The following is a 24,898-nucleotide window of genomic DNA, read 5'->3' on the forward strand; positions in this document are numbered from 1 at the left end:
TCAATTATAGCACGCCGTGAAGGCCATGCCTGCGTCTTTGCTTCGCATCGCCTGCCAATTCTGGCTATACGAAACGCATGACCTCTCCTCCCTGCTTTGCTTCAGGCAGTGGTATACTTTCCCCCGCTATGACCGAGCACATCCGCAATTTCTCCATTATCGCCCATATCGACCACGGCAAATCCACCCTGGCCGACCGCCTGCTCCAACTCACCGGCACCATTGCTGACCGTGAGATGACCGAGCAGGTGCTGGACGACATGGACCTGGAACGCGAAAAGGGCGTGACCATCAAGGCCTCCGCGGTGCGGATGCGCTACACCGCCGCCGACGGCCAGACCTACGAACTCAACCTCATCGACACGCCCGGCCATGTGGATTTTGGCTACGAGGTCAGCCGCGCCCTGGCGGCATGTGAAGGCGCGCTGCTGGTTGTGGATGCTTCCCAGGGGGTGGAAGCCCAAACTTTAGCCAACCTCTACCTGGCCCTGGAAAACGACCTGGAAGTCATCCCGGTAGTCAACAAAATCGACCTGCCCTCGGCGCGCCCCGACGAAGTGGCTCAGGAAATCGAAAACCTGCTCGGCACGCCCACCGACGAAGTGCTGCGGGTTTCTGCCAAGGAAGGCACCCACGTCGAACAAGTGCTGGAAGCCATCGTCCGCCAGGTGCCGCCGCCGAAAGGCGACGAAAACGCGCCCCTGCGTGCGCTGATTTTCGATTCCCACTACGATGCTTACAAAGGCGTGGTCATCTACGTCCGCTTGGTGGACGGCCGCCTGAGCGCCACCGATACGCTGCGGTTGATGGCCTCCGGCGCCACGTTCAAGCCTGTGGAAGTCGGCGTCTTTGCACCACACATGACGCCCACCGGCAGCCTGCGCGCCGGCGAAGTCGGCTACATCGCCACCGGCCTGAAAACCGTGCGGGAAGCCCGCGTCGGCGACACCGTCACCCATGCCCAGCGCCCCGCCGTCGAACCGCTGCCCGGCTACCAGCACCCCAAGCCGATGGTCTTCGCGGGCATCTACCCCGTGGAAGGCGAGGACTATCAGGACCTGCGCGACGCGCTGGAAAAACTGCAACTCAACGACGCCGCCTTAGTCTTCGAGCCGGAAACCTCGCAGGCCCTCGGCTTTGGCTTCCGCTGCGGCTTCCTGGGCATGTTCCACATGGAAATCGTGCAAGAGCGGCTCGAGCGGGAATACGGCCTCGACATCGTGGTCACCGCCCCCTCGGTGGAATACGAAGTCGTGCTGCGCGACGGCCGCACGATCGTTATCGACTCGCCAGCCGAATTGCCCGACGAAGCCCAAATCGAGGAAATCCGCGAGCCGTGGATGAAAATCCAGATCTTCACCCCCACCGAGTTCTACGGCCCGGTGATGGAGATGGTGACCAAACGCCGCGGCGTCTTCCTCGGCCAGGAATACCCCACCCCCGACCGGGTAGTGCTGAACTTCGAACTGCCGCTTTCCGAACTCATCGTCGATTTCTTCGACCAGTTGAAATCGCGCACCCGCGGCTACGCCTCGCTGGACTACCAGTTTTTGGAATACCGCGCCGGCGATCTGGTGAAACTGACCATTCTGGTCAACGGCGAGCCGGTAGACGCGTTAGCCACCATCGTTCACCGCGACGAAGCCTACACAAAAGGGCAGCGTCTGGTTTCCAAACTGAAAGAACTCATCCCGCGGCAATTGTTCGCCGTGCCCGTGCAGGCCGTGGCCGGCGGGCGGGTGATTTCCCGCGCCAACATCAAGGCGCTGCGGAAAGACGTGCTCGCCAAGTGCTACGGCGGCGATGTGACCCGCAAACGCAAACTGCTGGAAAAGCAAAAGAAGGGCAAGAAGCGCATGAAAATGGTGGGGCAGGTGGAAATTCCGCAGGAAGCCTTTCTGGCCGTGCTGCGGGTGGGGGAGGACAACCGTTGAAGAAACCCCAACGATTGCCGTGGCGTCGGGCGCTGCCGGGATTCATCGTCAGCGCAGCGGTGCTGGTGGTGGTGTTCGCCATCAGCGACCCGCGAACGCTGTGGCAGGCCCTGCGAAGCGTGCCGCTATGGGTACTGGCGGCGGCCAGCGTACTCCTTGCCCTTTCCCTGGTGCTGCGGGCGATCTCGTGGCAAGTGCTGCTGGGGCACCGGGTCAAATGGGCCGACGCCTTCTGGGCCTTGAGCACAGGCTATCTCATCAACAACATCATCCCTTTCCGCGCGGGGGAAGCCGCACGCGCCTTCCTGGTTGCCCCTAAAGCACGCGTCTCCTTCTGGCATGCGCTTTCCACCGTGATGGTCGAGCGGCTGTTCGATGTCGTGCTGCTGGCAAGCATGCTGGTCGGCTCGCTGCCCTGGGTGCTGGATGTCCCCTGGGCGCGGCAAGCCGCCTGGGGGTTCGGCGGCGCGGCGTTGGGCGTGTTGATCGCGTTGGCCATCATCGCACGCTATCGCGCCCGCCTGGCCCCCGCCCTGACTTCCTGGCAACAGCGCCACGCGCATTTCTCCTGGGGTAAACGGCTGCTCCACTGGGCGCTCTCCTTCCTCGACGGGCTGGAAGCACTGGCGTCCCCCACCTCGCTCACCGCAGTGACCTTCCTGCTGGCAGCCTCTTGGGGCGTGCAAGTCGCCGCTTACGGCCTCACCTTGCGGGCGCTGGTGCCCCAGGCTTCCTACCTGTGGGCTGCTTTTGCCCTGGGCAGCGTGGGCATGGGCGTCGCCGTGCCTTCTGCGCCGGGTGGCCTGGGGGTGGTGGAAGGCGTGATGGTCTTCGTGCTCGGCGTGTTGGGCGTAGGCCCTTCCGTCGCACTTGCCTATGCCCTGGCCATGCACGGGATTTACTACGTCGTGACCGGTGTACTGGGATGGGGCGGGGCAATGGTCTATGGTGTTTCGCTGCGCGGTGCCTTTGGGCAAGCCCAAAACTGGGAAAAACACCATGAGGCCCCAGAATAAGAGGCACTGGACCATCACTGTCATCGCCACGTTGTCGTGGTTGAGCCAACCCACATAGATCGAGAAATCTTATCCCTGCTCTTGGACCCAACGCTTGATCGCTTTCTCTAAAACCCTGGGAAGCAACCTGACCAGCATGAGCGAGTCAATTTTCCCCATCCTTTTATAAGAAACAGGTTTCGAGAGGTCCAGGATGCTCCCTGCAATGCTGCTGCTCTAATATTCGGCCTGCATGGCATTTGTGCAAGACAAACGCGTTTTTCCACACACCGCCCACCCTTGATTTGAAGGAGGAAGCGTGTCCCTGCACTACCTCATCACCGGCGGGGCCGGTTTCATCGGCTCCAACTATGCCGCCCGCCTGCTGGCCCGCGGCGAACAAGTGACCCTTTACGACAACCTCTCACGGGGCGGTGCAACCCGCAACCTCGCCTGGCTGCGCGAGCAGTTCGGCCCCACAGCCTTCCGGCTGGTGGAAGGCGACGTGCGCGACGCTGCGCTGCTCACCGCCACCGTGCGGGAAGCCGACGTCATCGTCCACCTCGCCGCCCAGGTTGCTGTGACCACTTCGGTGGCCCACCCCCGACTGGATTTCGAAATCAACGCCCTGGGCACTTTCAACGTCATGGAAGCCGCCCGCCTCTCGCCGCGCCGCCCCTTCGTGCTTTACGCTTCCACCAACAAAGTGTACGGCGGCATGGAAGACGTGGCCGTGGTAGAGGAAGCCACCCGCTACCGCTACGCCACCCTGCCCCACGGCGTGCCCGAAACCCAGCCGCTCGATTTCCACTCGCCTTACGGCTGCTCCAAAGGTACCGGCGACCAGTATGTGCGCGACTACGCCCGCATCTACGGCATCCCTACGGTGGTTTTCCGCCAGAGTTGCATCTACGGCACCCGCCAGTGGGGCGTGGAAGACCAGGGCTGGGTGGCGTGGTTCGTGATCGCCGCGGTAACCGGCCGCCCCATCACTATTTACGGCGATGGCAAGCAAGTGCGCGATGTGCTTTTCGTGGACGACCTGCTGGATGCCTACGACGCCGCCATTGCCCGGCGTGAAGCCGTAGCCGGCGAAGTCTTCAACATCGGCGGCGGCCCCACCCACACGATCGCCATCTGGCGGGAGTTCGGCCCACTGCTGGAACGCCTGCTGGGCCGCCCTATCCCCGTCACCTACGGCGACTGGCGGCCTGGTGACCAGAAAGTGTATGTTTCCGACATCCGCAAAGCCCAACAACGGCTGGGCTGGCAGCCCCAAATCGGTGTAGAAGAGGGTGTGCGACGCCTGGTGGCGTGGGTCCAGGCACAGCCCACCGTTTTTGCCGCCTGAGGTAGCCTATGAAAATTCTCATCATGCTCACCTACTACCGTCCGCACACCAGCGGGCTGACCATCTACGCCGAGCGGATGGCAAAAGCCTTAGCCGCCCGCGGCCATCGGGTCACCGTGCTCACTTCGCAATACGAGCGCAGCCTGCCCCGCCGCGAAACCGCCGACGGCGTGCAGGTGGTGCGGGTGCCGGTACTCTTTCGCATCAGCAAGGGCGTCATCATGCCCACCGTAGGGCTGGAAGCCACCCGCCACGTGCTTGCCAACGATGTGGTTTCCCTACACCTGCCCCAGTTCGATGCCGCAGGCGTGGCGCTGCGCGGTCGGCTGTTCCGCCGCCCCACGGTCATCACCTACCACTGCGATGTCAAACTGCCGCCCGGCCTGTTCAACCGCGCCGCCAACGTGGCCGTGCACCTCATGGATCACCTCGCCGCGCATTTCACCCACCGCATCGTCACCTACACGCAAGACTATGCAGATCATTCCCCCTACCTGCGGCGCTACCGCCACAAACTGACCACCATCCTGCCCCCCGTCACGCTGCCGCCGACCACGCCAGAGGCCATCGAAGCCTTTGCCCGCCAGCACAACCCCGAAGGCCGCCGCCCGGTCATCGGCATGGCCGCCCGCCTGGCTGCTGAGAAAGGGGTGGAATACCTCGTCGCAGCGATGGAGCGCGTGCTGGCAGTGTACCCCGACGCCTTGGTGCTCTACGCCGGGCCTTACGAAAACGTCTTGGGCGAAGAAGCCTACCGCCGGCGGGTCATGCCCGCCATCCGCAAACTGCAGGAAGGCGGCCACTGGCGCTTCGTGGGGCTGCTCTCGCCGCAGGAAATGGCCGCCTATTACCCCAACCTGGATGTGCTGGTGCTGCCCAGCCTGAACGCGACCGAAAGTTTCGGGCTGGTGCAAATCGAAGCCATGATGAACGGCGTGCCGGTGGTGGCTTCCAACCTGCCGGGGGTGCGCCAGCCAGTGAAAATGACCGGCATGGGCGAAATTGCCGAAGTCGGCAATGCTGCCAGCCTGGCCGAAGGCTTGCTGAAGGTGCTGGGCAACCCCGATGCCTATCGCGGCAACCCTGAAGAAGTGCGGCGCAAGTTTGCGCCGGAAGCCAACGCCGCGGCCTACGAAGCCCTCTTTCAACAACTGCTGGCCGAACTGGGCAGCAGCAAACCCGCTTGACGGCGCGGGGCTCTTATGCTAAAGTAACCTTGCAAGGCGGTAGTTTGGCGTGGCCGTGCCAGGCCCACCAGCGCCTGCCGAGCAATTTTCTTTCTGGAGGTGCTGCGGTGGCAGAGCGCCAAACCGGCACGGTCAAGTGGTTTAACGCCACAAAAGGCTACGGCTTCATTACCCCCGACGAAGGTCGCGACGTGTTCGTGCACTACAGCGGCATTCGGGGCGAAGGCTATCGTTCCCTGGAAGAAGGGCAGCGGGTGGAATTCGAAGTCGTAGATACCCCCAAGGGCCCTCAGGCCCAAGATGTGGTTGTCCTTGGCTGATTGAACCATCTTGACCAACGCGAGCCGAGCCTTCCCGGCCCGGCTCGTCGTGTTTAAGTCACTTTTACGGCATTCACAGCCCCCAACTACGGCGCTTCTTCCTCCGAAGGAGCGTAAAACACCAGTAACGTGCTGCCATATTTCCGCTGGTCGAAGGGTTCCAAATGCTCCAGCGCCACGTCGCGATATTCGGTCGGGTGAATCTGCACAATAACCCAACCGTCTTCGGCCAGCCAGTCGGGGTGAGCGTCAATCAGCCGCAAGGCTTTCTCCCACAAGCCGTGATATTGGGGCGGTGCGATGTAGATATAGTCGAAAGCCCGGTCGGCAGGCTGCTGGAGGAGTGCAAAAGCATCCATAAAACGCACCTCCGCCCGATCGTCATCCAGCCCGCAATGCCGCAGGTTCTTCTTCACTGTTGCCAGAGCCGGACGGCTCCATTCCACAAAGCGGACAAACGCCGCACCCCGGCTCAACGCCTCAATCCCCACGCCCCCTGTGCCGGCAAACAAATCCAACAGGCTGGCCCCCACAATATCAGGCCCCAGAATGTTGAACAAAGCCTCTTTGACGCGGTCGGTAATCGGGCGGGTGCCCGTTCCCGGCACGCTGTAAAGCTTGCGGCCTTTCGCCAGGCCGGAAATCACTCGCGGCATCGTCTTCTCCCAAAGGGAAGTCAGGCTTCCCGCATGGCCTCGGTCAACAAAGCCTCTTCATCGGCGCGTTGCCTGGCATAAGAAGCCATAAAATCGGAACGGCGGAAACGCAACGCCAGCGGGGCCACTTTCCGCAAATCGTCAGGTGTCACTTCGGTGCGCCCATCCGCCGCCGCATGGGCTCGGGCGGCTTCAAAAAGGGCCACTTCAGCCCGCAGCGAGGGAATGCCCAGGCGAGCAACCCACTGCAAGCCCAAGGCAGCCACCTCATCGGCAATTTCCACTTCAGGCAACCGCTGGCGGGCTTCCTGAATTTCAGCCCGCAGCGCCTCGGTCTCTTCGGCATAGCGGGCAAGGAACTGCCGCGGGTGCTCCCGATAGGCGCGCGCCCGCCGGTAGGCCTCCAGCCGCTCAGCGGGGTCGGTCAATCCCTGCACCCACAGCCGCAATCCAAAGCGGTCGAGAATTTGCGGGCGCAGCGCCCCCTCTTCGGGGTTCATCGAAGCAATGAGCACAAAGCGCGCCCGATAAGTAGCCGCCAACGCCCCCCGCCGCACAGTGTAGTGCCCCTGTGCGGCGGCGTCTAAAATGGCATCGGCCACGGCGTCTTCCAGCAGGTTCACCTCGTCCACATACAGCAGATTGCGGTCGGCCAAAGCGAGAATGCCTTTGCGAATGCGGTGAGGGTTCCGGGCATCGAAGCGGCCGAGGACATCATCCAAAGGAGCATGCAGGGGCAATTCCACCAGCCGCACGCGGTCCATCACGGCCAGCGGTTTGCCTTCAGCATATTTACGGGCGCAATCGGGACAAACGGCATCAATGCCGCCCTGCTCAATATCTTCGGGAAGACAGCCATAGAAACACAGGCTGCGGGGCACTTTCGGCAGCAAATCGGCAAGAGCACGCGCTGCGGTCGTCTTCGCCGTGCCGCGCGCGCCAAAGAGCAGCGCCCCACCCACCGCCGGGTTGATGACGGCCAGCAACAGTCCCAGTTTCATCTCCTGCTGGCCCACGATAGCAGCAAAAGGGAAAGCCAGCGGCTCGGCAAACCCGGCGTCTTCTTCGGGCAACGGCTCACGCGGGCGGCCAGCCGCCCGGGCGGCCAGTTCCTTCAGCGAGTGAATGCCACCCGGAAGCCGTACCGGCTCACCGCCGGCGTCGTCGGGCGCAGGATACTGAGAGGCGTCAGAAGTCATGGCGAAAAAGAGGGCTGGGGAAGCCCCCCTTACTCGGCTTCCATCTGAGCGCGCTGCTGTAACCGGAAAGCCTGCCGGGCTTCGGCCTGTTCCATCCGGCGGCGGTCGGCCTCCGTTTCCGGAATCAGTCGCGGCACTGGCGCCGGTTGGCCCTCCTCATCCAGCGCCACATAGACCAAATAGGCCGTGTTGGTGTGCGTTTGCTCGCCGGTGATGGGGTTTTCTGCAACCACCCGCACTTCGGCTTCCATTGAAGTGCGCCCGGCATAAGAAACCTCCGCCGTCAGCGTCACCAGGTTGCCCACGTGAATTGGCTGGCGGAACATCATCTGATCGACGGCCACCGTGACCACCCGACGGTTGGCAAAACGCATACAGGCCAACGCCCCGGCCTCGTCCACCAGTTTCATGATCCAACCCCCATGCACCGAACCGGCGCTGTTGGCATGCTGAGGCTGCATCAACTGAGAAATCGTAATTCGCGAAGCACTCACGGGCTTGGCATCTGGGCGTTTCATCATCCACCTTCCTTGTAGGGGGGCAACAGCTGTGGCTGGGAAGCCAAAACATCCACCGTCCCTGCGGGGAGCTTGGGCGGCGGTGGCGGTAGGGGCACCGTCCAGGTCGTTTTAGGGGCGAAGGCAGGCGGCGTTGGCGGCTCGACCGGCGGGTGCAAATGCGCCGTCGCGACATGGCGCAAAATGCGGGCAAAACGGGGGTCGGGGTCTAAAAAACCGGCATACTTGCCTTCGACCGAATAAACCGCGCCATCAGGCGTTACGAAACCAATCCACTCTCCTTTAGTGTTGAAGAGGTAAGGGTAACCAAGGAAACCGGCCACCGTGCGTACCGAAGTGTAAATCGGAATCCAGCGAACACTTTCCTGCATCGCGCACCTCGCTTAAGCGCCCAAGGCGACGTCGTTGTAAGTCCACATGCGGTTAGCAAAGAAATTCCACACCATCACGGTAAGAATCACCACAGCGAGGGAAAGGTTGTTGCCCCAAAACGTGGGCGTCAAAGGCAGCGGCGGCACGAAATGCGCCATCAAAGCCACCAGCGGCGCGTGAATGAGCGAAAACAACAGGGTGCGAATGCCCAGCCCTACCGCGCTCACCGTGCCAAACTGCACCCACTGATGCACCGCACGCTTGCTGCGCGATTCGGGGAAGGTCCAATGGCGATGCCAGAGGAAATTGTGGGTCATCGCGGTCATGAAAGAAAACACACTACTCAACAGCGGCGGCAGCCCCACCCACTGCGTGAGAAGATTGAACACGGCGAAATCCACCGCCGCGCCCATAGAACCCACGAGGGCAAACTTGAGAAAACGTTGACGCTCTTTGCGATGCTGCAAAATCATGCGGCTTCCAGCCTCTGGCGGAAATCGTCAATGGTGCGTGCCAGCCCCTCTTCCAGCGAAATCTTCGGCTCCCACCCCAGCACATGGCGGGCGCGCGAAATATCGGGGCAGCGGCGCTGGGGGTCGTCGCGGTCGCGGGCTTCCTCGAGGAACACCACGCCGGCAGCATTCCCCAAAATGCGATTGACGGTTTCGGCAAGTTCCAAAATGGTGAATTCCGCAGGGTTGCCAATGTTGACCGGCTCGTGCTCATCCGAAAGCAGCAAGCGGTAAATGCCGTCAATGAGGTCATCCACGTAACAAAAACTGCGGGTCTGGCTGCCGTCGCCATACACGGTCAGCGGCTCACCCCGCAAAGCCTGCTTGATGAAATTGGGAATCACCCGGCCATCATCCAGGCGCATGCGCGGCCCGTAGGTGTTGAAAATGCGCACAATGTGCGTATCTACCCCGTGAAAACGGTGATACGCCATCGTCATCGCCTCGGCATAGCGCTTAGCCTCGTCGTACACCGACCGCTCCCCAATGGGGTTGACCCGGCCCCAATAGCTTTCCGGCTGGGGATGCACTTCAGGGTCGCCATAAACCTCGCTGGTGGAAGCCATCAAAAAGCGCGCGCCGTGGGCTTTGGCCACCCCCAAGGCGTGATGGGTGCCCATGGCACCGACCTTGAGGGTCTGAATGGGCAGGTTAGGATAGCCATAAGGCGATTTGCGGTTGGGGCTGGCGGGCGAAGCAAAGTGCAACACGGCATCCACCTTGCCCGGCACGAAAATGAACTCGGTCACATCATGCCGGATGAACGAAAAGCGTTCATGCCCCGCGAGGTGTGCCAGGTTTTGCGGGTCACCCGTGAGGAAATTATCCATTCCAATCACTTCATGGCCTTCGGCCAGCAAGCGGTCGCAAAGGTGCGAGCCCAAAAAGCCCGCAGCACCAGTCACAAGGATTCGCATGAGAGAAACTCCACACTGTGAGGTTGGGCGCCTGAAGTTCAAGCGCCGGTAGATTGCCATGCCACCACCACGCCGGCCAGTATCTCAGCGCCAGGCAATGACGGTGGTCAGTCCGTCGCCGGTAATTTGTTGGGCCTTGCCGGTCACGCTATCGACCAAGTAGATGTTGCCCTGGGAAAGCACTGCAAGGGCAAAATGGCCGTTGGCCAGCGGTGCAGGCGACCACGTCAACGGCTGCGGCACCAGCCCTAACGCCCCTTCCGGCGGGAACAGCACCCGCCGGTTCGAGCCATCGCGGTCCATCACCACCAGGCGATAGCGGCTAATATCGCTCTTCTGGGGGAAGATGGCCTGCAAGAAGGCTACCTGATAGCCGCCCGGTTGCAGCGGCGAAGGCGTGGGGGCTGCAAACATGCCCACATCCGGCACCAGGTCAATGGCCCGCTGAAGCGGCAACACATACGCCGTAAGGTCGAAGCGCGGCGAGGTTTCCTGCCCTTCGCCCGTGCCGCCGTGGGTGACGGTGAACAGCACCTGCCCATCGGGGCTCCACCCCAGGGGCGGCACCCACGCCCAATCGGCACGGGTCTGATAGGGCACAATCGAGAGCAGTTTTTCCAGCCCAACGTCGGGGTCGAAATCATACAGCCCCACGGCGTCAGGGCGGGCAAAGGCCATCCGCACGCCCACCGGCGCCCAGGCGAAAGTCGTGCCCCACCAGCCATAAATGCCGCCCGCGTTGGCTTCCAGCCGCAGCCGCGGCCCCGAAATCCAACCGGTAGTGCTAAAACTGAGGGTGTAGAGATCGTTGTTGGCCTGCCAGCCAGGGGCTTGCGGGCGCGGCTCGACGGTCGAATAGGCAATCGTATAAGAGGAATAAGGTGCAAAATCGGCGAAATGGGCAATGTTCTTCACGCCCAGGTCGGTCAGTTCAGACGGGTCGGTGCTCAAGTCAGCCACCCACAGGCTGTTGAGCGTATCTTTCGCCTTGCTCTTGCGAGTAAAGAGCAAAAAGCGGCGGTTCGGGGAAAGGGCAAACACCCGCCCATCCAAATCGCCGGTGGTCACCACGGGGCGGCGCTCGCCGGTGTTGCCATCCATCACCCAGGCATTGCCACCCGCCAGATAAGCCAGTTTACCAGGAATGGGCTGCGGCGAGAAGGGCGTTTGCACTCCCACCATCACAATCTCTGGCACCGGCTGCTTGACGACCACCGTCTTGACGGCCTGGTTGGAAACCTGCTGGCCGTCTTCCAACACCTCGCGATAGGTGACTTCCCGCCGCCCGTTCTCACCGGCCTGAATCAGGCGGGTTTCCCCTTCGGGCAGCGCCTCGTTGCGCAGCACTTCCCGCTCGAAGGGGATGATTTCTTCGCGCACCGTGAACTTTTCCTGCACCCGCACCACCCGCACCTGTGCGCCGTCATCGAGCACGGTGTAAGTCGGCGGCTCGGTGCGGTCCAGGTTGCCCAGTTCCACGCCTGCTGCCTCAAGCGCCTGCTGGGCCGTGCTTCCAGCAGGCAGGCGCACTTTGTAGGTATGCCCATCGGCCACCACTGTGACGGCAATCATGCCCTGCGCCCGTCGCGGCGCGGCGCAACCGCCCCAGAACAGGGCCAGGATGAAGAAGAGCAACCCAAAGGCAAAACGTGGCTTCATAGGCAGGGTGGTATAATCGGGCGTTAGCAGTTGAAAAGCCGCCGCCGCTTTCAGCACCAGCCGATGCCGCGGCCTTTCCACAACCCTCAAATTATAGCATGAGCCCAGCCCAAACACCCCTTTCGTTAGAAGCCCGCCTTGAAGCGCTGCTGTTCGCCGCCCCCGAGCCGGTCACGGTGCGGCGGCTGGCGCAGGCTTTGGGCATTTCACTGGCCGAAACTGAGGCCGCGTTGCAACGCCTGGAAAGCGCTTTACAGACGCGCGGCATCCGGCTGCAACGCCATCGCGACCGCTGGCAACTGACCACTGCGCCCGAACTCGGCACCCTGGTGGCCGACTTCCTGGGGCTGGAAGCCACCCACCGCCTCAGCCGCGCCGCTTTAGAGACCTTAGCCATCATCGCCTACCGCCAGCCGGTCACCCGCCCCCAGGTCGATGCCATTCGGGGCGTGAGCAGCGACGGCGTGCTGCGCTCGCTGCTCAACAAAGGGCTCATTGAAGAAGTAGGCCGCAGTGAAGGCCCAGGGCGGCCCATCCTCTACGGCACCACGGCGCTCTTCCTGGAAACCTTTGGCCTTCCTTCGCTGGCGGCCTTGCCGTCATTGGAAGACGAAACCGCACCGCCAGAGCCTACCACGCCAGTGCTGAAAGATTAGCCGCGCCGAAAGTTCCCGACAAACATATCCCTGCGAGGCAACGCGCGGCCAGCGAAACAGCCCCCTGCCCAACACCCCGGCACCCCCTACCGAGGAGCCTTATGCCTGAAGAACGCTTGCAGAAAATTTTAGCCCGCGCCGGCTTGGGTTCGCGGCGGGCGTGCGAAGAATTCATTCGCGCCGGCCGCGTCACCGTCAACGGCCACGTGGCCCAACTGGGCGAAAAAGCCGACCCTGCCCGCGACGACATCCGTTTAGACGGCCAGCGCGTCCAACCTGCTGAAGAAAAGGTTTACATCGCCCTTTATAAGCCCCGTTTTGTGCTTTCCACCACCGAGAGCACCGACGGCCGCAAAACCGTGCGCGACCTGGTGAGCGTGCCGCAACGCATCTTCCCGGTGGGCAGGCTGGATCTGGAAAGCGAAGGGCTGATGCTGTTGACCAACGACGGGGAACTTGCCAACCGCCTCACCCACCCGCGTTACGGCCACGAAAAAGAATATCGGGTGCTGGTAGCGCGCCGCCCCGACGCCCAACAACTGGAAGCCCTGCGCCGCGGCGTGGTGCTGGAAGACGGCACCCGCACCCGCCCCGCGGAAGTGCGGGTAGAACGCTTCCACGGCAAGGGCGCGTGGCTGCGCATCATCCTCAAAGAAGGCAAAAAGCGGCAGATCCGTGAAATGTGCCGCATGGTGGGGTTGCCCATTGTGCGACTGGTACGCATTCGCATCGGCACACTGCGGCTCGGCGGGCTGAAGCCCGGCGAATGGCGCCCGCTCACGGCAGAAGAAGTAGAAGCCCTGCAACGCGGCGCTTTCCCCAAAAGCAAACACCGCGCCAAAAACAAACGCCCACCCCGCCGCTAAAGCCCCGCCTTCACCAGCGCAGGAGTGCGCCAGCCCATTTTCCGAAACGGCCTTCACCTCCCCTCTCGCCTGCCGGTCGTGATTTTCCCACGGGCCTTTGGCAAAGCAAGAGGGAAAGGGAAGGCGCTTCGATGCAAAACCCAACGCCCCAAGCATCGTCTCACACCGTTTCCCGCGAGGCCGCCTATGCCTGAGAAAACCTCCTCCACCGCCGAAAACACCTCCTGGCTTGACCGCCCCCTGCAGGCTCTTTTTTCCATCCGGGTGGAAGTACTGATCTTCGCTCTCATCGTGTTGTTGGCCGCGTTCACCCGCTTTTACCACCTCGGCGACCGGGTGATGAGCCACGACGAAAGCCTGCACACCTATTTCTCATGGCAACTTTATAAAGGCAACGGCTACCAGCACAACCCCATGATGCACGGGCCGCTGCAATTCCACCTGATTGCGCTGTCTTTCTTCCTCTTTGGCGATAGCGACTTCACCGCCCGCCTGCCCCATGCCCTGGCCGCCGTGCTGGCCATCGCGATGGTATGGATGTGGCGGCGCTACCTGGGGCGCAAGGGGGCCTTGATTGCCGCCGGGCTGATGCTGATTTCCCCTTACATGCTCTACTACGGGCGCTACGCTCGCAACGAGGCACTTATCATGCCTCTCGCGCTGCTGACGCTGTGGGCCACCCTGCGCTACCTGGAAACCGGTGCCACGCGCTACCTCACCTGGCTAACCGTAGCCACCGCGCTGCACTTCGTCACCAAAGAAACCGCCTTCATTTATACTGCCCAGTTGCTCCTTTTCCTGGGGCTGTTGCTGTTAGACCGGCTGAGCACCGCCCGCTGGCAACGCCCTGCCCAGCGCACCAACTTCTACATTGCCCTGCTGGTGGCCGCCGGCGCGCTGGCCTTTGCCATCATCGCCGGAGCAGCACTCCAGAGCGGCATCCAACCTGCTCCCAACGCGCCTTCCCCCGGCCTCGGGCACGCCATTTTCGGCAACCCTCTTGGCAAACTCTTCCTGCTCATCGCGGCGGCAGCGCTGGCCGCCTCGGTTGCCTTCCTGTTGCGCGGCTACGGCTGGAAAGCCCTCTTGCAAGAGCGCGCTTTCGTGCTCATGCTTCTTCTGCTCACCCTGGTGCTGCCCCAACTGGCCCCCCTGCCTATGGCCGCTTTCCACTGGGACGCGCTGGACTATTCCCCCACCGGCATTTTCCACTCCGCGCTCTTCGTCATCCCCTTGCTCATCATCGCCATCTTGCTGGGTACCGCCTGGGATGCAAAAACCTGGCTGCTGGAAGCCGGCATCTTCTACGCCATCTTCGCCGTCTTCCAGACCACCGTGTTCACCAACGGGAGCGGCTTTTTCAGCGGGCTGGTCGGCGCGCTGGGCTACTGGCTGCAACAGCAGGGGGTGCACCGCGGTAACCAGCCGTGGTACTACTACCTGCTGATTCAAGTGCCAATTTACGAATACCTGCCGGCCTTGGGAAGCATTGGGGCGGTGATGTGGTGGTTCTACCGGAAAATTCGAGGCGCAGAAACCTCTGCGCCTACGGCTTCCCCGGATTCCCCGGAAACCACCTCGCGCGCGCCCGTCTTCGCCCTGTTGGCCTTCTGGAGCGCTACGTCCCTGCTGGCCTACACCGTTGCCGGTGAAAAGATGCCCTGGCTCACCGTCCACATCACCTTGCCGATGATTCTGCTCACCGGCTGGTTCCTGGGGCGCCTGGCCGACCGGATGGACTGGCACGACTTCACCGCCCGCCACGGCTGGGTGCTCATCGGGCTGGCGGCGATGTTCATTCTGGCAACCGCTCAAGCCACCGGCGCGTGGCTGGGGGTGCAGCGCCCCTTCCAGGGGTCTTCCCTGCTCCAACTGGAAGCCACGGCCAATTTCCTGGTTGGCCTAGTGGTGGCAATCGCCAGCGCGCTTGCCATTGCCTTCCTGAGCGCCCGCTGGCGCACCGCCGACCTGGTACGCCTTTTCACACTTACCTTCTTTGCCTTCCTCGGCGTGCTCACCTTGCACACCGCCGTGCAAGCCACTTATTACAACTACGATCAGGCCAACGAATACCTGGTTTACGCCCACTCAGCCCAGGGCGTGAAAACCGTGATGGCCCAGGTGCGGGAAATTTCCGAGCGCACCACCGACGGTCTGGGCATCGAAGTCGCCTACGACGACGCCATCGCCTGGCCGTTCACCTGGTACTTGCGCAACTATCCCAACCAGAAATTCTACGGCAGCCAGCCCACCCGCGACTTGCGGAACGCCCCCATCGTGCTGGTAGGTGCAGCCAACTACGGCAAGGTGGAACCCATCGTCGGGCAAGCCTTCGACGAATTTGATTACATCCGCATGGTATGGCCAAACCAGGATTACTTCAACCTCACCTGGAAACGCATTGCCCACGCCCTGAGCGACCCCGCCATGCGGGAAGCCCTCTTCCAGATCTGGCTCAACCGCGATTTCACCCTCTACTTCCGCCTGCAACGCGGCGTGGCCGATAACCCCACCGAGGCCGCCAAAGTCAACATGGCCAATATCCTCGCCGACTGGCAACCCTCTGACCGGATGCGGATGTACATTCGCAAGGACATTGTGGCGAAAATCTGGAATTACGGTGCCGCGCCGGTAACGCAGGCCGAAACCGACCCTTACGCCAAAAAGCAAGTCGTACTGGCAGCCGATAAAGTGCTCGGCAGCGCGGGCACCGCCCCCGGCCAGTTCCAGGGGCCGCGCGGCATTGCCGTCGCCCCCGATGGCTCGCTCTACATTGCCGACACCCGCAACCACCGCATCCAGCATCTTTCCCCCGACGGGAAGGTGCTGGCCGTGTGGGGACACTTCGGCGACCTCGCCCAAGGCGAAGAAGCCGCCCCTCCCGGCACCTTCAACGCGCCCTGGGATGTGGCCGTGGGGCCTGATGGCAGCGTATACGTCGCAGACACCTGGAACCACCGCATCCAGAAATTCACCGCCGACGGCAAGTTCCTCACCATGTGGGGCCGCCCCGGCAACGACGGCAACCTGCTTTCCCTCTGGGGACCGCGCGCCATTGCCGTGGATTCCCAGGGGCAGGTGTTCGTGACCGACACCGGCAACAAGCGCATCGTCGTCTATGACGCCAACGGCAAGCCTCTGGCCCAGTTTGGCACGGAAGGCGCGGAGGTCGGCCAATTTAGCGAGCCCGTCGGGCTGGCTTTCAACAGCGCCGACAACCTCTACGTGGCCGATACCTGGAACCAGCGGGTGCAGGTCTTCCGCGTGGGGAAGGATCTCACCTTCACCCCCTTGCGTCAGTGGGATATTTTCGGCTGGTTCGGCCAGTCGCTCAACAACAAACCCTACCTGGCAGTCGACGCCTCCGGCCACGTTTTCGTGGGCGACCCCGAAGCCTACCGCGTGCTGGAATTCGACGCTGACGGCAAACTGGTGCGCTGGTGGGGGCAGTGGGGCACACCGCCGGAAGGCATGGGGTTGGTCGGCGGGGTAGCAGTGGACGGCCACGGCGGGGTGTGGGTTGCCGACGCCGACCACGGCCAGATTTTGCACTTCACCCCCGCCGCGGGGGCGCCCGCCTCGCCGTGAAAGCCGATGACACCTTCCCTTGCACGCGCCGGGGCCTGGGCCTGCTGCTGGCCCTGACCCTCGCCTGGGCCGCCTGGGCGGTGGCAACAGCCCCGGCTGTGCCTTTTCACCCCGACGAAAGCACCTACCTCTACATGAGCGCCGACGGCGCGGCGCTGCTGCACACGCCCCTCAGCCTGGCTTATCATGCGGCTGCAGATGACCTGCGGCAGCATTACCGCCTGGTGAACGCTCCGTTGACACGCTACCTGGTGGCCGCGGGGCTGGCTCTGGGCAGGCAGCCCGCGTTGCGCGCCGATTGGGATTGGTCGGCCGACTGGCAAACCAACGTGACCCGCGGCGCGCTGCCCACCCGCGATCAACTGGCCGCGGCCCGCGGCGTGATGACGCTTTGCACCGCCCTCGCGGGCCTGCTGCTGGCGCTAACCGCCTGCCGTTTCGGGGGAATCTTTGCAGGAGCACTCACGCTGTTGCTCTTTCTGTTCAACCCGTTGGTGCTGCTGCATGGCCGCCGGGCCATGATGGAAGCCCCCATGCTGCTGGGCCTGGCGTGGCTGCTGTGGGAAATCACAGCACCGCGGCCACAAGCGTGGCGCGTCGGGCTGGCGCTGGCCTGGGGCATTTGGGCAAAATATTGGGTCGTGGCACTGGCGCCTGTGGCGCTATGGGCTGTGTGGCGCGCTGCAGCCCCCAACCGCCGCGCTCGCCTGCGCCGCACGGCGTGGGTGGCCGTGCTTCCTCTACTCATCGGCTTTCTGCTTCAACCTGTGCTCTGGAAACAGCCCTGGCGGGTGCTACCCCACATGGCCGCCGAGCGGCTGGAAGTCACCCAAACGCAGCGCGCTGCCTTCAAAGCCGTGCTGCCTGCCTACGCGCCCGATACGCCGGTGCAGCGGCTGGAGGTGATCCTCGGCCAGCTCTACCTCGCCCCCCCGGCTTACCTGGATTTGGGGAAATATCACGCTCCCCTCGCCAGCACCATCGCAGCCTACGACGCGCACCCCTGGGCACACTGGACGCATTCACTTCCCGTCGCGACGCTACGGCTGCTGTTCATGCTGCTTGGGCTGGCGGCCATGCTTGCCTGGGCCCGAAAAGCCGACCCGCGCGGCCACGCCGCCCGGCTGTGCCTGCTGGCCGCGGTCTTCCAGTGGGGGGTGTTGCTGCTCACCCTGCCGCTGGCTTTCCAGCGTTATGCCCTGGTCGTGCTGCCATGGGTGATTTTGTGGGAAACGGTGGGGGTTGTGGAAGCAGGGCGGCAATTGGCGGCCCGCACGCCGGTGATCAGCCGTCGCATGGCTTGAGCGGCTGGCAGTGGGGGCAAAAGTGGGTGCTCCGCTGGCCGACGACGATACGCTCAATGGGAGTGCCGCACGTGGGGCATGGCTCGCCGGTGCGGTGGTAAACTCGAAAAGCGTTTTGGAATTCCCCACCGCGATACATCCAATCGATGCTCGCGCCGTTGGCCGCCAGCCCGGCGCGCAGCACTTCGCGGATGGCTTCCAACAGGCGAGTGGCTTCCTCAACATCGAGGCAATGGGCGCGCGTCTGCGGATGAATGCCCGCGCGATGTAACGCCTCATCGGTGTAGATGTTGCCCAACCCGGCAAGGAAGGTTTGCGTCATCAGCAGCGGCTTGATCTGGCGGCGGTGGCGCTGCAAGCGGGCATGGAAATCGCCAGGCGTCAGGCGCTCATCCAGCGGCTCTGGCCCCAGGTTGCCGGTCACGGCTTCCAGCGCGGGCACCAGCCAGGTGCGCCCAAACTTGCGGGGGTTGTCGAAGGCCAAACGGCGTTCATCGGTGAAACGCAATACCCAACGGGTGTGCTTCGGCAAGGGGCTTCCCGACGGCACAATCACCAGGTCACCGCTCATGCGCAGGTGCACCACCAGGAAGCCCCGCGGGGCAAAATCCAGCCACAGATATTTGCCACGCCGCCCCACGCGTTGCAGCGTGGTACCGCGAAGGCGCTCTCGAAAGGCCTCAAGAGACGGCACCACCACGGTACGGGGCCAGAACACCCCCACCTCGGCCACCATAGCCCCCACGATACCGGCTTCCCCCCGCCCGCCTTCCCGCAGAAAGCGGGCAATGGTCTCGACTTCTGGCAATTCGGGCATGGGCTACTCGTTGAACAGCGCCCCTACACTCATGCCCTCATGGGCACGGCGAATCACTTCGCCCAGCAACGGCGCAATGGAAACGACCGTTAACCGATCTCCCAGTTTCGCCCGCTTTTCCGGCGAAATGGGAATGGTATCGGTGGTGATGATCTCCTTCACCGGCAGAGCCGCCAGACGTTCCACCGCGGGGGGCGAGAACACAGGATGCACAAACACCAAATAGACCTCGCGTGCGCCGTGCGCTTTGACCAGGTTGACGGCCTGCACCATCGAACCGCCGGTATCTACTTCATCGTCCACGATGATGACGTCGCGGTCTTCCACCTCGCCAATGATAGTAAGGGCCTCGGCGCGGGCATCGTTGCCAATACGGCGCTTTTCAATAAAGGCCATAGGGGTATGCAGCCGCTCGGCGTAGTTGCGGCCTTTTTTGGCAAACCCCAGGTCGGCGGTGACCACCACCGGGCGGTGCATGGCAGGCACTTTGCCACTCAGGTAGTCGACCAGCAGGTGGAAAGCCGTGAGCACGTCGCCGGGGATGGAGAAAAAGCCCTGAATTTGCCCGGCGTGCAGGTCAAAGGTGATGTAACGGTCGGCACCGGCGACCTCGATCATGTCGGTAATCAGGCGGGCGGTAATGGGCACGCGCGGCTGGTCTTTCTTGTCGGAGCGGGCGTAGCAGAGGTAAGGCACTACCGCCGTGATGCGCCCGGCCGAATCGAGCCGTGCGGTCTGAATCATGATGAGCAATTCCATCAAATTGCGGTGCACCGGGCTGGCCGTGGTTTGAATGATATACACATCCTGCCCCCGCACGCTGTGGTGCAGTTTGACGAACAGGTTTTCGTTGGGGAATTCGATGATGTCCAGGCCTTCCAGCGGAAGGTGGAGATAGTCGGCAATGTGTTGCGCCAGGCCGGGGAAAGATGTGCCGGTGAAAAGTTTAATGTTCCCGTACATACAACCCTCACAGGTATGTAAAAGCGTTCCAAGATGGCAGGGCTTTTAGCAGCCCGCATGGGGAGCAAGTTAAGAAAAGCCGCCTCTCCCTCAGGGGAGAGGCTACGGGGTCATGTCGCCTGGCCTTCCGGGCCATTGGCATCGGCAGCAAGCAATTGCGCCACCGCGTCGGTTGGTGCGAGGCGCCGGGTGAAAACCGCCTCCAAGATGCGGCGATAAGTTGCCTCGGTCACGTGCGAGCGCCAGCGTTGCATCAAAGCCTCCCGCAGCATGTTCTCCAATTCGGTTTGCAGGCGCACGCGGTCACGCACCTGCCACTCGCCGGTTTCCTCTAAGTGAGCGCGATGCCGCGCAATGGCCTGGGCCAGCGTATCCATGCCGTGGTTATCAATCGCCACGGTTTTGACCACCGGCGGAATCCACAGCGGGGCATCCGTTTTCCGCACCCCGGTGGCCACCGTCATGTGCTGGCCGTGGTGCATAATGGCTTCCTGGGAAGGATGCGCCAGTTTGAGCATTTCGGTCAGCGCCCGCAAGGTCGCCATGGCACCGGGGCGGTCGGCCTTGTTGACCACCAAAATATCCGCAATTTCCAGAATGCCTGCCTTGATGGCCTGAACATCGTCACCCAGGCCAGGGGCTTCGACAACCAACGTGGTGTGAGCCAGGCGGGCAATATCCACTTCGGCCTGACCTGCCCCCACGGTTTCGATGAAGATAATGTCGAAGCCGGCAGCATCCAGCGCCTGCACCACGCCAGCGGTGGTACGTGCCAGCCCGCCCAATGCGCCGCGCGAGGCCATCGAGCGGATGAACACACCCTGGTCACCCGCCAGGTCGCGCATGCGAATGCGGTCGCCCAAGATTGCGCCGCCTGTGAACGGGCTGGAGGGGTCGACCGCCACCACCGCCACACGCTTGGGCTCGCCTTCCGGCGGGTGGCGGTAGTAATAGGCCATGCGGTTGACAAGAGAAGACTTACCGGTTCCCGGCGCGCCGGTGACGCCAATCAGGTGGGCGCGGCCGGTATGAGGAAAAAGGGCACGCAGGGCTTCCTGCCCTTCAGGCGTGTCGTTTTCAATCAGCGTTAGCACTCGAGAAAGGGCATAGCGGCTGCCCGCCAGAACGTCTTCTGCGATGCTCACCACGCCCTCCCTCACGCGCTGGCCGTTTCCGCACCCAGGACGGCCTTCCGAATGTCGCTCACGATGTCGTCGGTGAGGGTGCCGGGGCCATAAACGGCATCCACCCCCATCTCCAGCAAGCGGGGGGCGTCTTCGTCGGGGATGATGCCGCCCACGAACACCTTGACATGCTCCTGGCCGTTCTGCTTCAGCAATTCCAGCACGCGAGGCACCAATGCCATGTGAGCGCCAGAAAGAATGGAAAGGCCGACGACGTCGACGTCTTCCTGCAAAGCCGCCTCGGCAATCATTTCGGGCGTCTGGCGCAGGCCGGTGTAGATGACCTCCATCCCGGCATCACGTAAGGCACGCGCGACCACTTTCGCGCCGCGATCGTGGCCGTCAAGGCCGGGTTTCGCGATGAGGACGCGAATTCTGCGCTCCGTCATGGTTTTGCTCCTTGCGAGGGGATGTCTGTGCACGCTCTTTCATTATACCCCAACGCCCGATTTTGCAGGGCGGGGAAGCGGGCAAATGCTAAAAACCGCGCGAACCTCACTTGACGCCACCCCCCAAGGCAGTTATAGTAAAGGCATCCTTACCAAACGCTTAGTAGCACAAAGGCAAGCGCAATGGGCCCAACTTCACATCCCCCCGTGGGCAAAGCCCGCATTCTGGAAACCGCGGAACGCCTCTTCCTCAAGCACGGCTACCGCGCCGTCTCGATTCGCGACATCGCCAACGCGTGTGGCGTGACCAATGCGGCGCTTTACTACTACTTTCCCAGCAAAGAAGCCCTCTTTTGGGAAGTGCTGCGTCAGCACCTCAATCGTCTGGCGGAAAACCTGCGCGCCGCCCGAGCAGCGGCCCCGCCCGACCCCCAGGCCCAACTCAGCGCCATGACCCAGGTCTACGCCGAATGGGTGCTCAGCCGCCGGGCTTCCATTTTTGCTTTGCGGCGCGACATGCTTGCCATGAAGCGCCAGACCTTGCACCAAAAGCACAAGCCTTTTTACGATCTGGCGCTCACCATCAGCCGCCCGTTTGAAGAAGTGCTGCAGGAAGCCGTTCAAAACGGCGTGCTCCGCCAGCCGCCGCTGGAAGCCCCCCTGAGCGGGATGTTATTGGGGCTGCTGCACGGCATTCTGCACAGCCAGGAAAACGTTGCCAATCCCAAAGCCCTGGCCAAAGCCGCTGCCCAGTGGGCAGTCGAAACCCTCTGGCACGGCATGGCTGCCTCTACTGCACCTTCCTCACCTGGAGAAACCTCATGAAACGACGCATCGTTTTGGCTCTCGGCGGTGGCGGCACCAAAGGCTACGCCCACATCGGCGTGATCAAGGTGCTCGAAGCCGCAGGTTACGAAATCGCCGCGGTCAGCGGCACCAGCGCGGGGACCTTGGTTGGCTCGCTGTATGCCGCGGGCTACACCCCCGACGAGATCACCACGCTGCTGAAATCGGTCGACCCACGGCACATTTTCGACCGTCGCAGCGGCGACCGCCCCTCCATCCTCGGGCTGCAAGGGGTGGAAAACATGCTGCGGGAAGCCTTAGGCGACCGCACTTTTGCCGACCTGCAACGCCCCTTCGGCGCCGTCGCGGTGGACATTCTCAGCGGCGACACCGTCTTTCTGCGCAGCGGTTCAGTGGTCGAAGCCGCGCTGGCTTCCAGCGCCATCCCGGGCCTCTTTCCGCCCGTGAAATGGGGCGACTGGCTGCTGGTCGACGGCGGCATGGCCGACAACGTGCCGGTGCGGCTGGCGCGGCTGCTGGCCCCCGGCCTGCCCGTCGTCGCCGTGACCCTGGGCATCATGCCGCGGCCGGTCACCTGCTTCGACGACCTGCCCCTCCCCATCCGGCTAAAGCGCTTTCAGCATGTGGTTGCGCGGCTGCGATACACCCAGGCCGTCAACACCTTCATCCGAGCCGCGGAAGTCTCTTTGGGCTACCACATCCTGCTCCGCCTGCAAACCGACCGGCCGGAAGTCATCATCAACCCGCCGGTAGATGATGTGGATGTCCTGGCCTCCCCCGAGGACCCCACCTTCATCATCCAGGCCGGGGAAGAATCGGCCCGCGCCACGCTGCCACATCTGGAAAGCCTGTTCTCGTGGCGGCGGTTCTTCCGCCCGCGCCCGCCCAAGCCGGAGATGTACCATGTCGTCGTGGCCGAATGACGCCGTGCTCTGGGAAACCCTGCCGCTGGAAGGCACCGTCGCCCGCATCCGTCGTCCCCAACAGGGGGAAGCCACCGGCCCCGTGGCTATCCTGCTCCACGGCTGGACGGGCGACGAAAGTTTCATGGCCCCTTTTGCCGAGATTTTACCGCCGGAGGTATTGGTGGTAGCCTTCCGTGCCCCCCGGCCTGCCCAATCGCCGCGGGGCGGGTACAGTTGGGTAGATTACGACCCCGACGACCAGCCGCCCGACTTTTCCCAATACCAGCCTGCCACGGCCCGGCTGGCGGCCTGGCTCGCCGCCCTGGGCGAGCGGTTTCCCCGTGCTCACTGGGAAAGCCAACACTGGATGGGCTTCAGCCAGGGCGCTTCCACGGCAGGCACCTACGCCCTGGAACGCCCGCGCGGGGTGGCTTCCCTCGCCCTGCTGGCCGGTTTCCTGCCCACAGGGGCGGAAAAATGGGCTTCCCGCCGCCCCCTGGAGGGGCTTCCGGCTTTCATCGCCCACGGCCTTCACGACGCTCTGGTGCCCATCCACCACGCGCACCACGCCGCGGACGTTCTCACCCAGGCCGGTGCGCGCGTCGAGTTCTGCACCGACGAGGTGGCGCACAAAGTCGGCGCGCGCTGCAAAAAAGCGCTCGCCGCATTTTATGCCGGTGCTTTGGGCCTAATGGGGGGATGAAGCCGGCCCCGAGGGCAAAACATGGAACTCGCACGGCGCCGTCGGCCCTTCTGCCACACGGGCTACCGGCACGCCCAGCAAGCGTTCCAGCAACATCGTATCGAGACGGCAGAGTTCGGGGTAATCGGCCACGAGCGGTGCGTAAGGGCAGCGGTGGAAAATGACCCTGGGGCCGTGGCGGTGGGCTTCCCAGCGTGGCTCGAAGTGCATCGCGGCCAAACGGTGCATCGCGTGCTGCAGCCGCTCGCGCAGGGAACGGGCCGCGTCAGGTGACTGATGGTCACACAGGGCGTCGCACAACAAAGCCTCGGCCGATTTCCCCTGACGGCGCAGAGCATCCAGCAAGGCCCGGGTGAGCGGCTCTAAGAACGGCTGCTGCGCTGCGGCCGTGAGGCGATATAACTTGGCAGGCCGCCCCCGCCGCGGCAGGCGTTGCGTTTCCGCCTGCGCTACCAGCCCCTTCGCTTCCAACAACCCCAAGTGGTGGCGGATGTTGGCTGCCGTCACCCCCAAAGCCGCCGCCATCTCGCTGGCCGAGGCCAACGTGTGGCTGCTGAGGTAATCGAGAATTTGCTCACGTGTCGTTGGGGCTTTGTCCATAGAATTATTATACTCGTCCCCCAAAATTGCACAAGCGGGTTTTGAAGAGGTGGCTGCCCCAAACCTGGCAGGACACAAGTCTCATCTCTCCCTCAACCGACACCGCCGGCCTCACCCCATGCTGACCATCAGGTTTCCGGCAGGGTGCCCAAAGGGTTCGCCCCCGCCGCACCTCCGATGAGCCTCACTTGCGCCTGGCTCATCGGAGGCAGGGAGGGATCTCGCCACGGGCAAGGCTATTCAGAAAGTCCCGCCCCGGGCTGCACAACCCAATACGCGAGCGCGCCCAGAAAGGGCACAACCACCACGAAGATCGCCCAAAGGGCCTGCGCCGTGGCGGGCAGCCGCCGCTTGCGGAGCGAAAAGAGAGCAGCAATACCCAGCACCAGCCAGCCCAGCACAAAAGTCAGGTTGAGCGCCTGCACCAGCACATAGCCCCAACTGAGGCCCATACTTTCCATCGCCGCCTCCCGACCATTTGACTACCCAACCATTT

General features: G+C 63.1%; 25 protein-coding genes. 12 read left to right on the forward strand and 13 right to left on the reverse strand.

Going from position 1 to position 24,898, the window contains the following annotated elements; genetic code table 11:
- Positions 1–128 precede the first annotated feature (128 nt).
- The 5 genes from ENJ54_09625 to ENJ54_09645 all read left to right on the forward strand — a co-directional run bounded on the left by ENJ54_09625 (position 129) and on the right by ENJ54_09645 (position 5,787).
- Positions 129–1,934: an elongation factor 4 gene (locus tag ENJ54_09625; GenBank protein ID HFC10089.1), complete on the forward strand. Its 1,806-nt coding sequence runs from the start codon at positions 129–131 to the stop codon at positions 1,932–1,934.
- Positions 1,931–2,950: a flippase-like domain-containing protein gene (locus tag ENJ54_09630; GenBank protein ID HFC10090.1), complete on the forward strand. Its 1,020-nt coding sequence runs from the start codon at positions 1,931–1,933 to the stop codon at positions 2,948–2,950. Before ENJ54_09625 ends, ENJ54_09630 begins: the two co-directional genes overlap by 4 nt.
- A 304-nt stretch (positions 2,951–3,254) precedes the next feature.
- A complete protein-coding gene (locus ENJ54_09635; GenBank protein ID HFC10091.1) occupies positions 3,255–4,280 on the forward strand; it encodes an NAD-dependent epimerase/dehydratase family protein in 1,026 nt (341 codons plus the stop codon).
- Positions 4,281–4,288: 8 nt separating this feature from the next.
- A complete protein-coding gene (locus ENJ54_09640) occupies positions 4,289–5,467 on the forward strand; it encodes a glycosyltransferase family 1 protein (protein ID HFC10092.1) in 1,179 nt (392 codons plus the stop codon).
- A gap of 107 nt (positions 5,468–5,574) precedes the next feature.
- Entirely contained in the window at positions 5,575–5,787 is a 213-nt protein-coding gene (locus tag ENJ54_09645) for a cold-shock protein (protein ID HFC10093.1), read from the forward strand.
- A gap of 86 nt (positions 5,788–5,873) precedes the next feature.
- Here ENJ54_09645 and rsmD read toward each other — a convergent pair whose 3' ends face one another.
- The 7 genes from rsmD to ENJ54_09680 form a co-directional block, all read right to left on the reverse strand.
- Positions 5,874–6,443 (reverse strand): 16S rRNA (guanine(966)-N(2))-methyltransferase RsmD, encoded by a 570-nt coding sequence (rsmD, locus tag ENJ54_09650; protein HFC10094.1) that lies wholly within the window; start codon positions 6,441–6,443, stop codon positions 5,874–5,876.
- A 20-nt stretch (positions 6,444–6,463) separates the two neighbouring features.
- Positions 6,464–7,444, reverse strand: coding sequence for a magnesium chelatase (locus ENJ54_09655; GenBank protein ID HFC10095.1), 981 nt, complete (start codon positions 7,442–7,444; stop codon positions 6,464–6,466).
- A gap of 227 nt (positions 7,445–7,671) precedes the next feature.
- Positions 7,672–8,163, reverse strand: a complete 492-nt coding sequence (locus ENJ54_09660) for an acyl-CoA thioesterase (GenBank protein HFC10096.1) — start codon at positions 8,161–8,163, stop codon at positions 7,672–7,674.
- Entirely contained in the window at positions 8,160–8,531 is a 372-nt protein-coding gene (locus tag ENJ54_09665; protein ID HFC10097.1) for a hypothetical protein, read from the reverse strand. The genes ENJ54_09660 and ENJ54_09665 overlap by 4 nt, the downstream gene beginning before the upstream one ends.
- 12 nt (positions 8,532–8,543) lie before the next feature.
- Entirely contained in the window at positions 8,544–9,005 is a 462-nt protein-coding gene (locus ENJ54_09670) for a GtrA family protein (GenBank protein HFC10098.1), read from the reverse strand.
- Entirely contained in the window at positions 9,002–9,961 is a 960-nt protein-coding gene (locus tag ENJ54_09675; protein HFC10099.1) for an SDR family oxidoreductase, read from the reverse strand. The genes ENJ54_09670 and ENJ54_09675 overlap by 4 nt, the downstream gene beginning before the upstream one ends.
- An 84-nt stretch (positions 9,962–10,045) precedes the next feature.
- A complete protein-coding gene (locus ENJ54_09680) occupies positions 10,046–11,701 on the reverse strand; it encodes a DUF348 domain-containing protein (GenBank protein HFC10100.1) in 1,656 nt (551 codons plus the stop codon).
- Between the two features lie 17 nt (positions 11,702–11,718).
- Here ENJ54_09680 and scpB point away from each other — a divergent pair, with 17 nt between their 5' ends.
- The 4 genes from scpB to ENJ54_09700 all read left to right on the forward strand — a co-directional run bounded on the left by scpB (position 11,719) and on the right by ENJ54_09700 (position 18,034).
- Positions 11,719–12,276 carry an SMC-Scp complex subunit ScpB gene (gene scpB, locus ENJ54_09685; GenBank protein ID HFC10101.1) on the forward strand — a complete coding sequence of 186 codons (558 nt, stop codon included), beginning with the start codon at positions 11,719–11,721 and terminating at the stop codon, positions 12,274–12,276.
- A gap of 101 nt (positions 12,277–12,377) precedes the next feature.
- Positions 12,378–13,142: an rRNA pseudouridine synthase gene (locus ENJ54_09690; GenBank protein HFC10102.1), complete on the forward strand. Its 765-nt coding sequence runs from the start codon at positions 12,378–12,380 to the stop codon at positions 13,140–13,142.
- Between the two features lie 186 nt (positions 13,143–13,328).
- Positions 13,329–16,730, forward strand: a complete 3,402-nt coding sequence (locus ENJ54_09695; GenBank protein ID HFC10103.1) for a TIGR03663 family protein — start codon at positions 13,329–13,331, stop codon at positions 16,728–16,730.
- Complete coding sequence (locus tag ENJ54_09700) at positions 16,727–18,034, forward strand: hypothetical protein (protein HFC10104.1); 1,308 nt, start codon at positions 16,727–16,729, stop codon at positions 18,032–18,034. The genes ENJ54_09695 and ENJ54_09700 overlap by 4 nt, the downstream gene beginning before the upstream one ends.
- Here ENJ54_09700 and mutM read toward each other — a convergent pair.
- The 4 genes from mutM to ENJ54_09720 all read right to left on the reverse strand — a co-directional run bounded on the left by mutM (position 18,015) and on the right by ENJ54_09720 (position 21,387).
- Positions 18,015–18,851, reverse strand: a complete 837-nt coding sequence (gene mutM, locus ENJ54_09705) for a bifunctional DNA-formamidopyrimidine glycosylase/DNA-(apurinic or apyrimidinic site) lyase (protein ID HFC10105.1) — start codon at positions 18,849–18,851, stop codon at positions 18,015–18,017. The two genes, ENJ54_09700 and mutM, sit on opposite strands and share 20 nt — an antisense overlap.
- Positions 18,852–18,854: 3 nt before the next feature.
- A complete protein-coding gene (locus ENJ54_09710; protein HFC10106.1) occupies positions 18,855–19,814 on the reverse strand; it encodes a ribose-phosphate pyrophosphokinase in 960 nt (319 codons plus the stop codon).
- Between the two features lie 110 nt (positions 19,815–19,924).
- Complete coding sequence (gene meaB / locus ENJ54_09715; GenBank protein ID HFC10107.1) at positions 19,925–20,959, reverse strand: methylmalonyl Co-A mutase-associated GTPase MeaB; 1,035 nt, start codon at positions 20,957–20,959, stop codon at positions 19,925–19,927.
- Positions 20,960–20,970: 11 nt separating this feature from the next.
- Entirely contained in the window at positions 20,971–21,387 is a 417-nt protein-coding gene (locus ENJ54_09720) for a cobalamin B12-binding domain-containing protein (GenBank protein ID HFC10108.1), read from the reverse strand.
- 183 nt (positions 21,388–21,570) lie between these two features.
- Here ENJ54_09720 and ENJ54_09725 point away from each other — a divergent pair, with 183 nt between their 5' ends.
- Genes ENJ54_09725 through ENJ54_09735 form a run of 3 tightly spaced genes read left to right on the forward strand, consistent with a single transcriptional unit; the run spans position 21,571 to position 23,802 of the window.
- Positions 21,571–22,212 (forward strand): TetR/AcrR family transcriptional regulator, encoded by a 642-nt coding sequence (locus tag ENJ54_09725; GenBank protein ID HFC10109.1) that lies wholly within the window; start codon positions 21,571–21,573, stop codon positions 22,210–22,212.
- The gene (locus tag ENJ54_09730; GenBank protein ID HFC10110.1) at positions 22,209–23,117 is read left to right on the forward strand and encodes a hypothetical protein; all 909 of its coding nucleotides are present in this window, start codon (positions 22,209–22,211) and stop codon (positions 23,115–23,117) included. The genes ENJ54_09725 and ENJ54_09730 overlap by 4 nt, the downstream gene beginning before the upstream one ends.
- Entirely contained in the window at positions 22,948–23,802 is an 855-nt protein-coding gene (locus ENJ54_09735) for a hypothetical protein (GenBank protein ID HFC10111.1), read from the forward strand. Before ENJ54_09730 ends, ENJ54_09735 begins: the two co-directional genes overlap by 170 nt.
- On the opposite strand, the gene ENJ54_09740 is transcribed toward ENJ54_09735, so the two are convergent.
- Positions 23,788–24,402 carry an ArsR family transcriptional regulator gene (locus tag ENJ54_09740; protein ID HFC10112.1) on the reverse strand — a complete coding sequence of 205 codons (615 nt, stop codon included), beginning with the start codon at positions 24,400–24,402 and terminating at the stop codon, positions 23,788–23,790. The two genes, ENJ54_09735 and ENJ54_09740, sit on opposite strands and share 15 nt — an antisense overlap.
- A gap of 236 nt (positions 24,403–24,638) precedes the next feature.
- On the reverse strand, positions 24,639–24,863 hold the full coding sequence (locus ENJ54_09745; GenBank protein ID HFC10113.1) for a hypothetical protein: 225 nt from the start codon (positions 24,861–24,863) through the stop codon (positions 24,639–24,641).
- Positions 24,864–24,898 lie beyond the last annotated feature (35 nt).

The sequence above is a fragment of the Chloroflexota bacterium genome (genome assembly GCA_011322445.1).
Taxonomy (GTDB): Bacteria; Chloroflexota; Anaerolineae; order Anaerolineales; family DRMV01; genus DRMV01.

What these genes read in the sequence shown, in the direction of transcription:
- ENJ54_09625 (HFC10089.1), top strand. Translation starts at nt 129, where the DNA reads ATGACCGAGCACATCCGCAATTTCTCCATTATCGCCCATATCGACCAC.
- ENJ54_09640 (HFC10092.1), top strand. Translation starts at nt 4,289, where the DNA reads ATGAAAATTCTCATCATGCTCACCTACTACCGTCCGCACACCAGCGGG.
- rsmD (HFC10094.1), bottom strand. Translation starts at nt 6,443, where the DNA reads ATGCCGCGAGTGATTTCCGGCCTGGCGAAAGGCCGCAAGCTTTACAGC.
- ENJ54_09655 (HFC10095.1), bottom strand. Translation starts at nt 7,444, where the DNA reads ATGAAACTGGGACTGTTGCTGGCCGTCATCAACCCGGCGGTGGGTGGG.
- ENJ54_09660 (HFC10096.1), bottom strand. Translation starts at nt 8,163, where the DNA reads ATGATGAAACGCCCAGATGCCAAGCCCGTGAGTGCTTCGCGAATTACG.
- ENJ54_09665 (HFC10097.1), bottom strand. Translation starts at nt 8,531, where the DNA reads ATGCAGGAAAGTGTTCGCTGGATTCCGATTTACACTTCGGTACGCACG.
- ENJ54_09670 (HFC10098.1), bottom strand. Translation starts at nt 9,005, where the DNA reads ATGATTTTGCAGCATCGCAAAGAGCGTCAACGTTTTCTCAAGTTTGCC.
- ENJ54_09675 (HFC10099.1), bottom strand. Translation starts at nt 9,961, where the DNA reads ATGCGAATCCTTGTGACTGGTGCTGCGGGCTTTTTGGGCTCGCACCTT.
- scpB (HFC10101.1), top strand. Translation starts at nt 11,719, where the DNA reads ATGAGCCCAGCCCAAACACCCCTTTCGTTAGAAGCCCGCCTTGAAGCG.
- ENJ54_09690 (HFC10102.1), top strand. Translation starts at nt 12,378, where the DNA reads ATGCCTGAAGAACGCTTGCAGAAAATTTTAGCCCGCGCCGGCTTGGGT.
- ENJ54_09695 (HFC10103.1), top strand. Translation starts at nt 13,329, where the DNA reads ATGCCTGAGAAAACCTCCTCCACCGCCGAAAACACCTCCTGGCTTGAC.
- mutM (HFC10105.1), bottom strand. Translation starts at nt 18,851, where the DNA reads ATGCCCGAATTGCCAGAAGTCGAGACCATTGCCCGCTTTCTGCGGGAA.
- ENJ54_09710 (HFC10106.1), bottom strand. Translation starts at nt 19,814, where the DNA reads ATGTACGGGAACATTAAACTTTTCACCGGCACATCTTTCCCCGGCCTG.
- ENJ54_09720 (HFC10108.1), bottom strand. Translation starts at nt 21,387, where the DNA reads ATGACGGAGCGCAGAATTCGCGTCCTCATCGCGAAACCCGGCCTTGAC.
- ENJ54_09725 (HFC10109.1), top strand. Translation starts at nt 21,571, where the DNA reads ATGGGCCCAACTTCACATCCCCCCGTGGGCAAAGCCCGCATTCTGGAA.
- ENJ54_09730 (HFC10110.1), top strand. Translation starts at nt 22,209, where the DNA reads ATGAAACGACGCATCGTTTTGGCTCTCGGCGGTGGCGGCACCAAAGGC.
- ENJ54_09735 (HFC10111.1), top strand. Translation starts at nt 22,948, where the DNA reads ATGATGTGGATGTCCTGGCCTCCCCCGAGGACCCCACCTTCATCATCC.
- ENJ54_09740 (HFC10112.1), bottom strand. Translation starts at nt 24,402, where the DNA reads ATGGACAAAGCCCCAACGACACGTGAGCAAATTCTCGATTACCTCAGC.
- ENJ54_09745 (HFC10113.1), bottom strand. Translation starts at nt 24,863, where the DNA reads ATGGAAAGTATGGGCCTCAGTTGGGGCTATGTGCTGGTGCAGGCGCTC.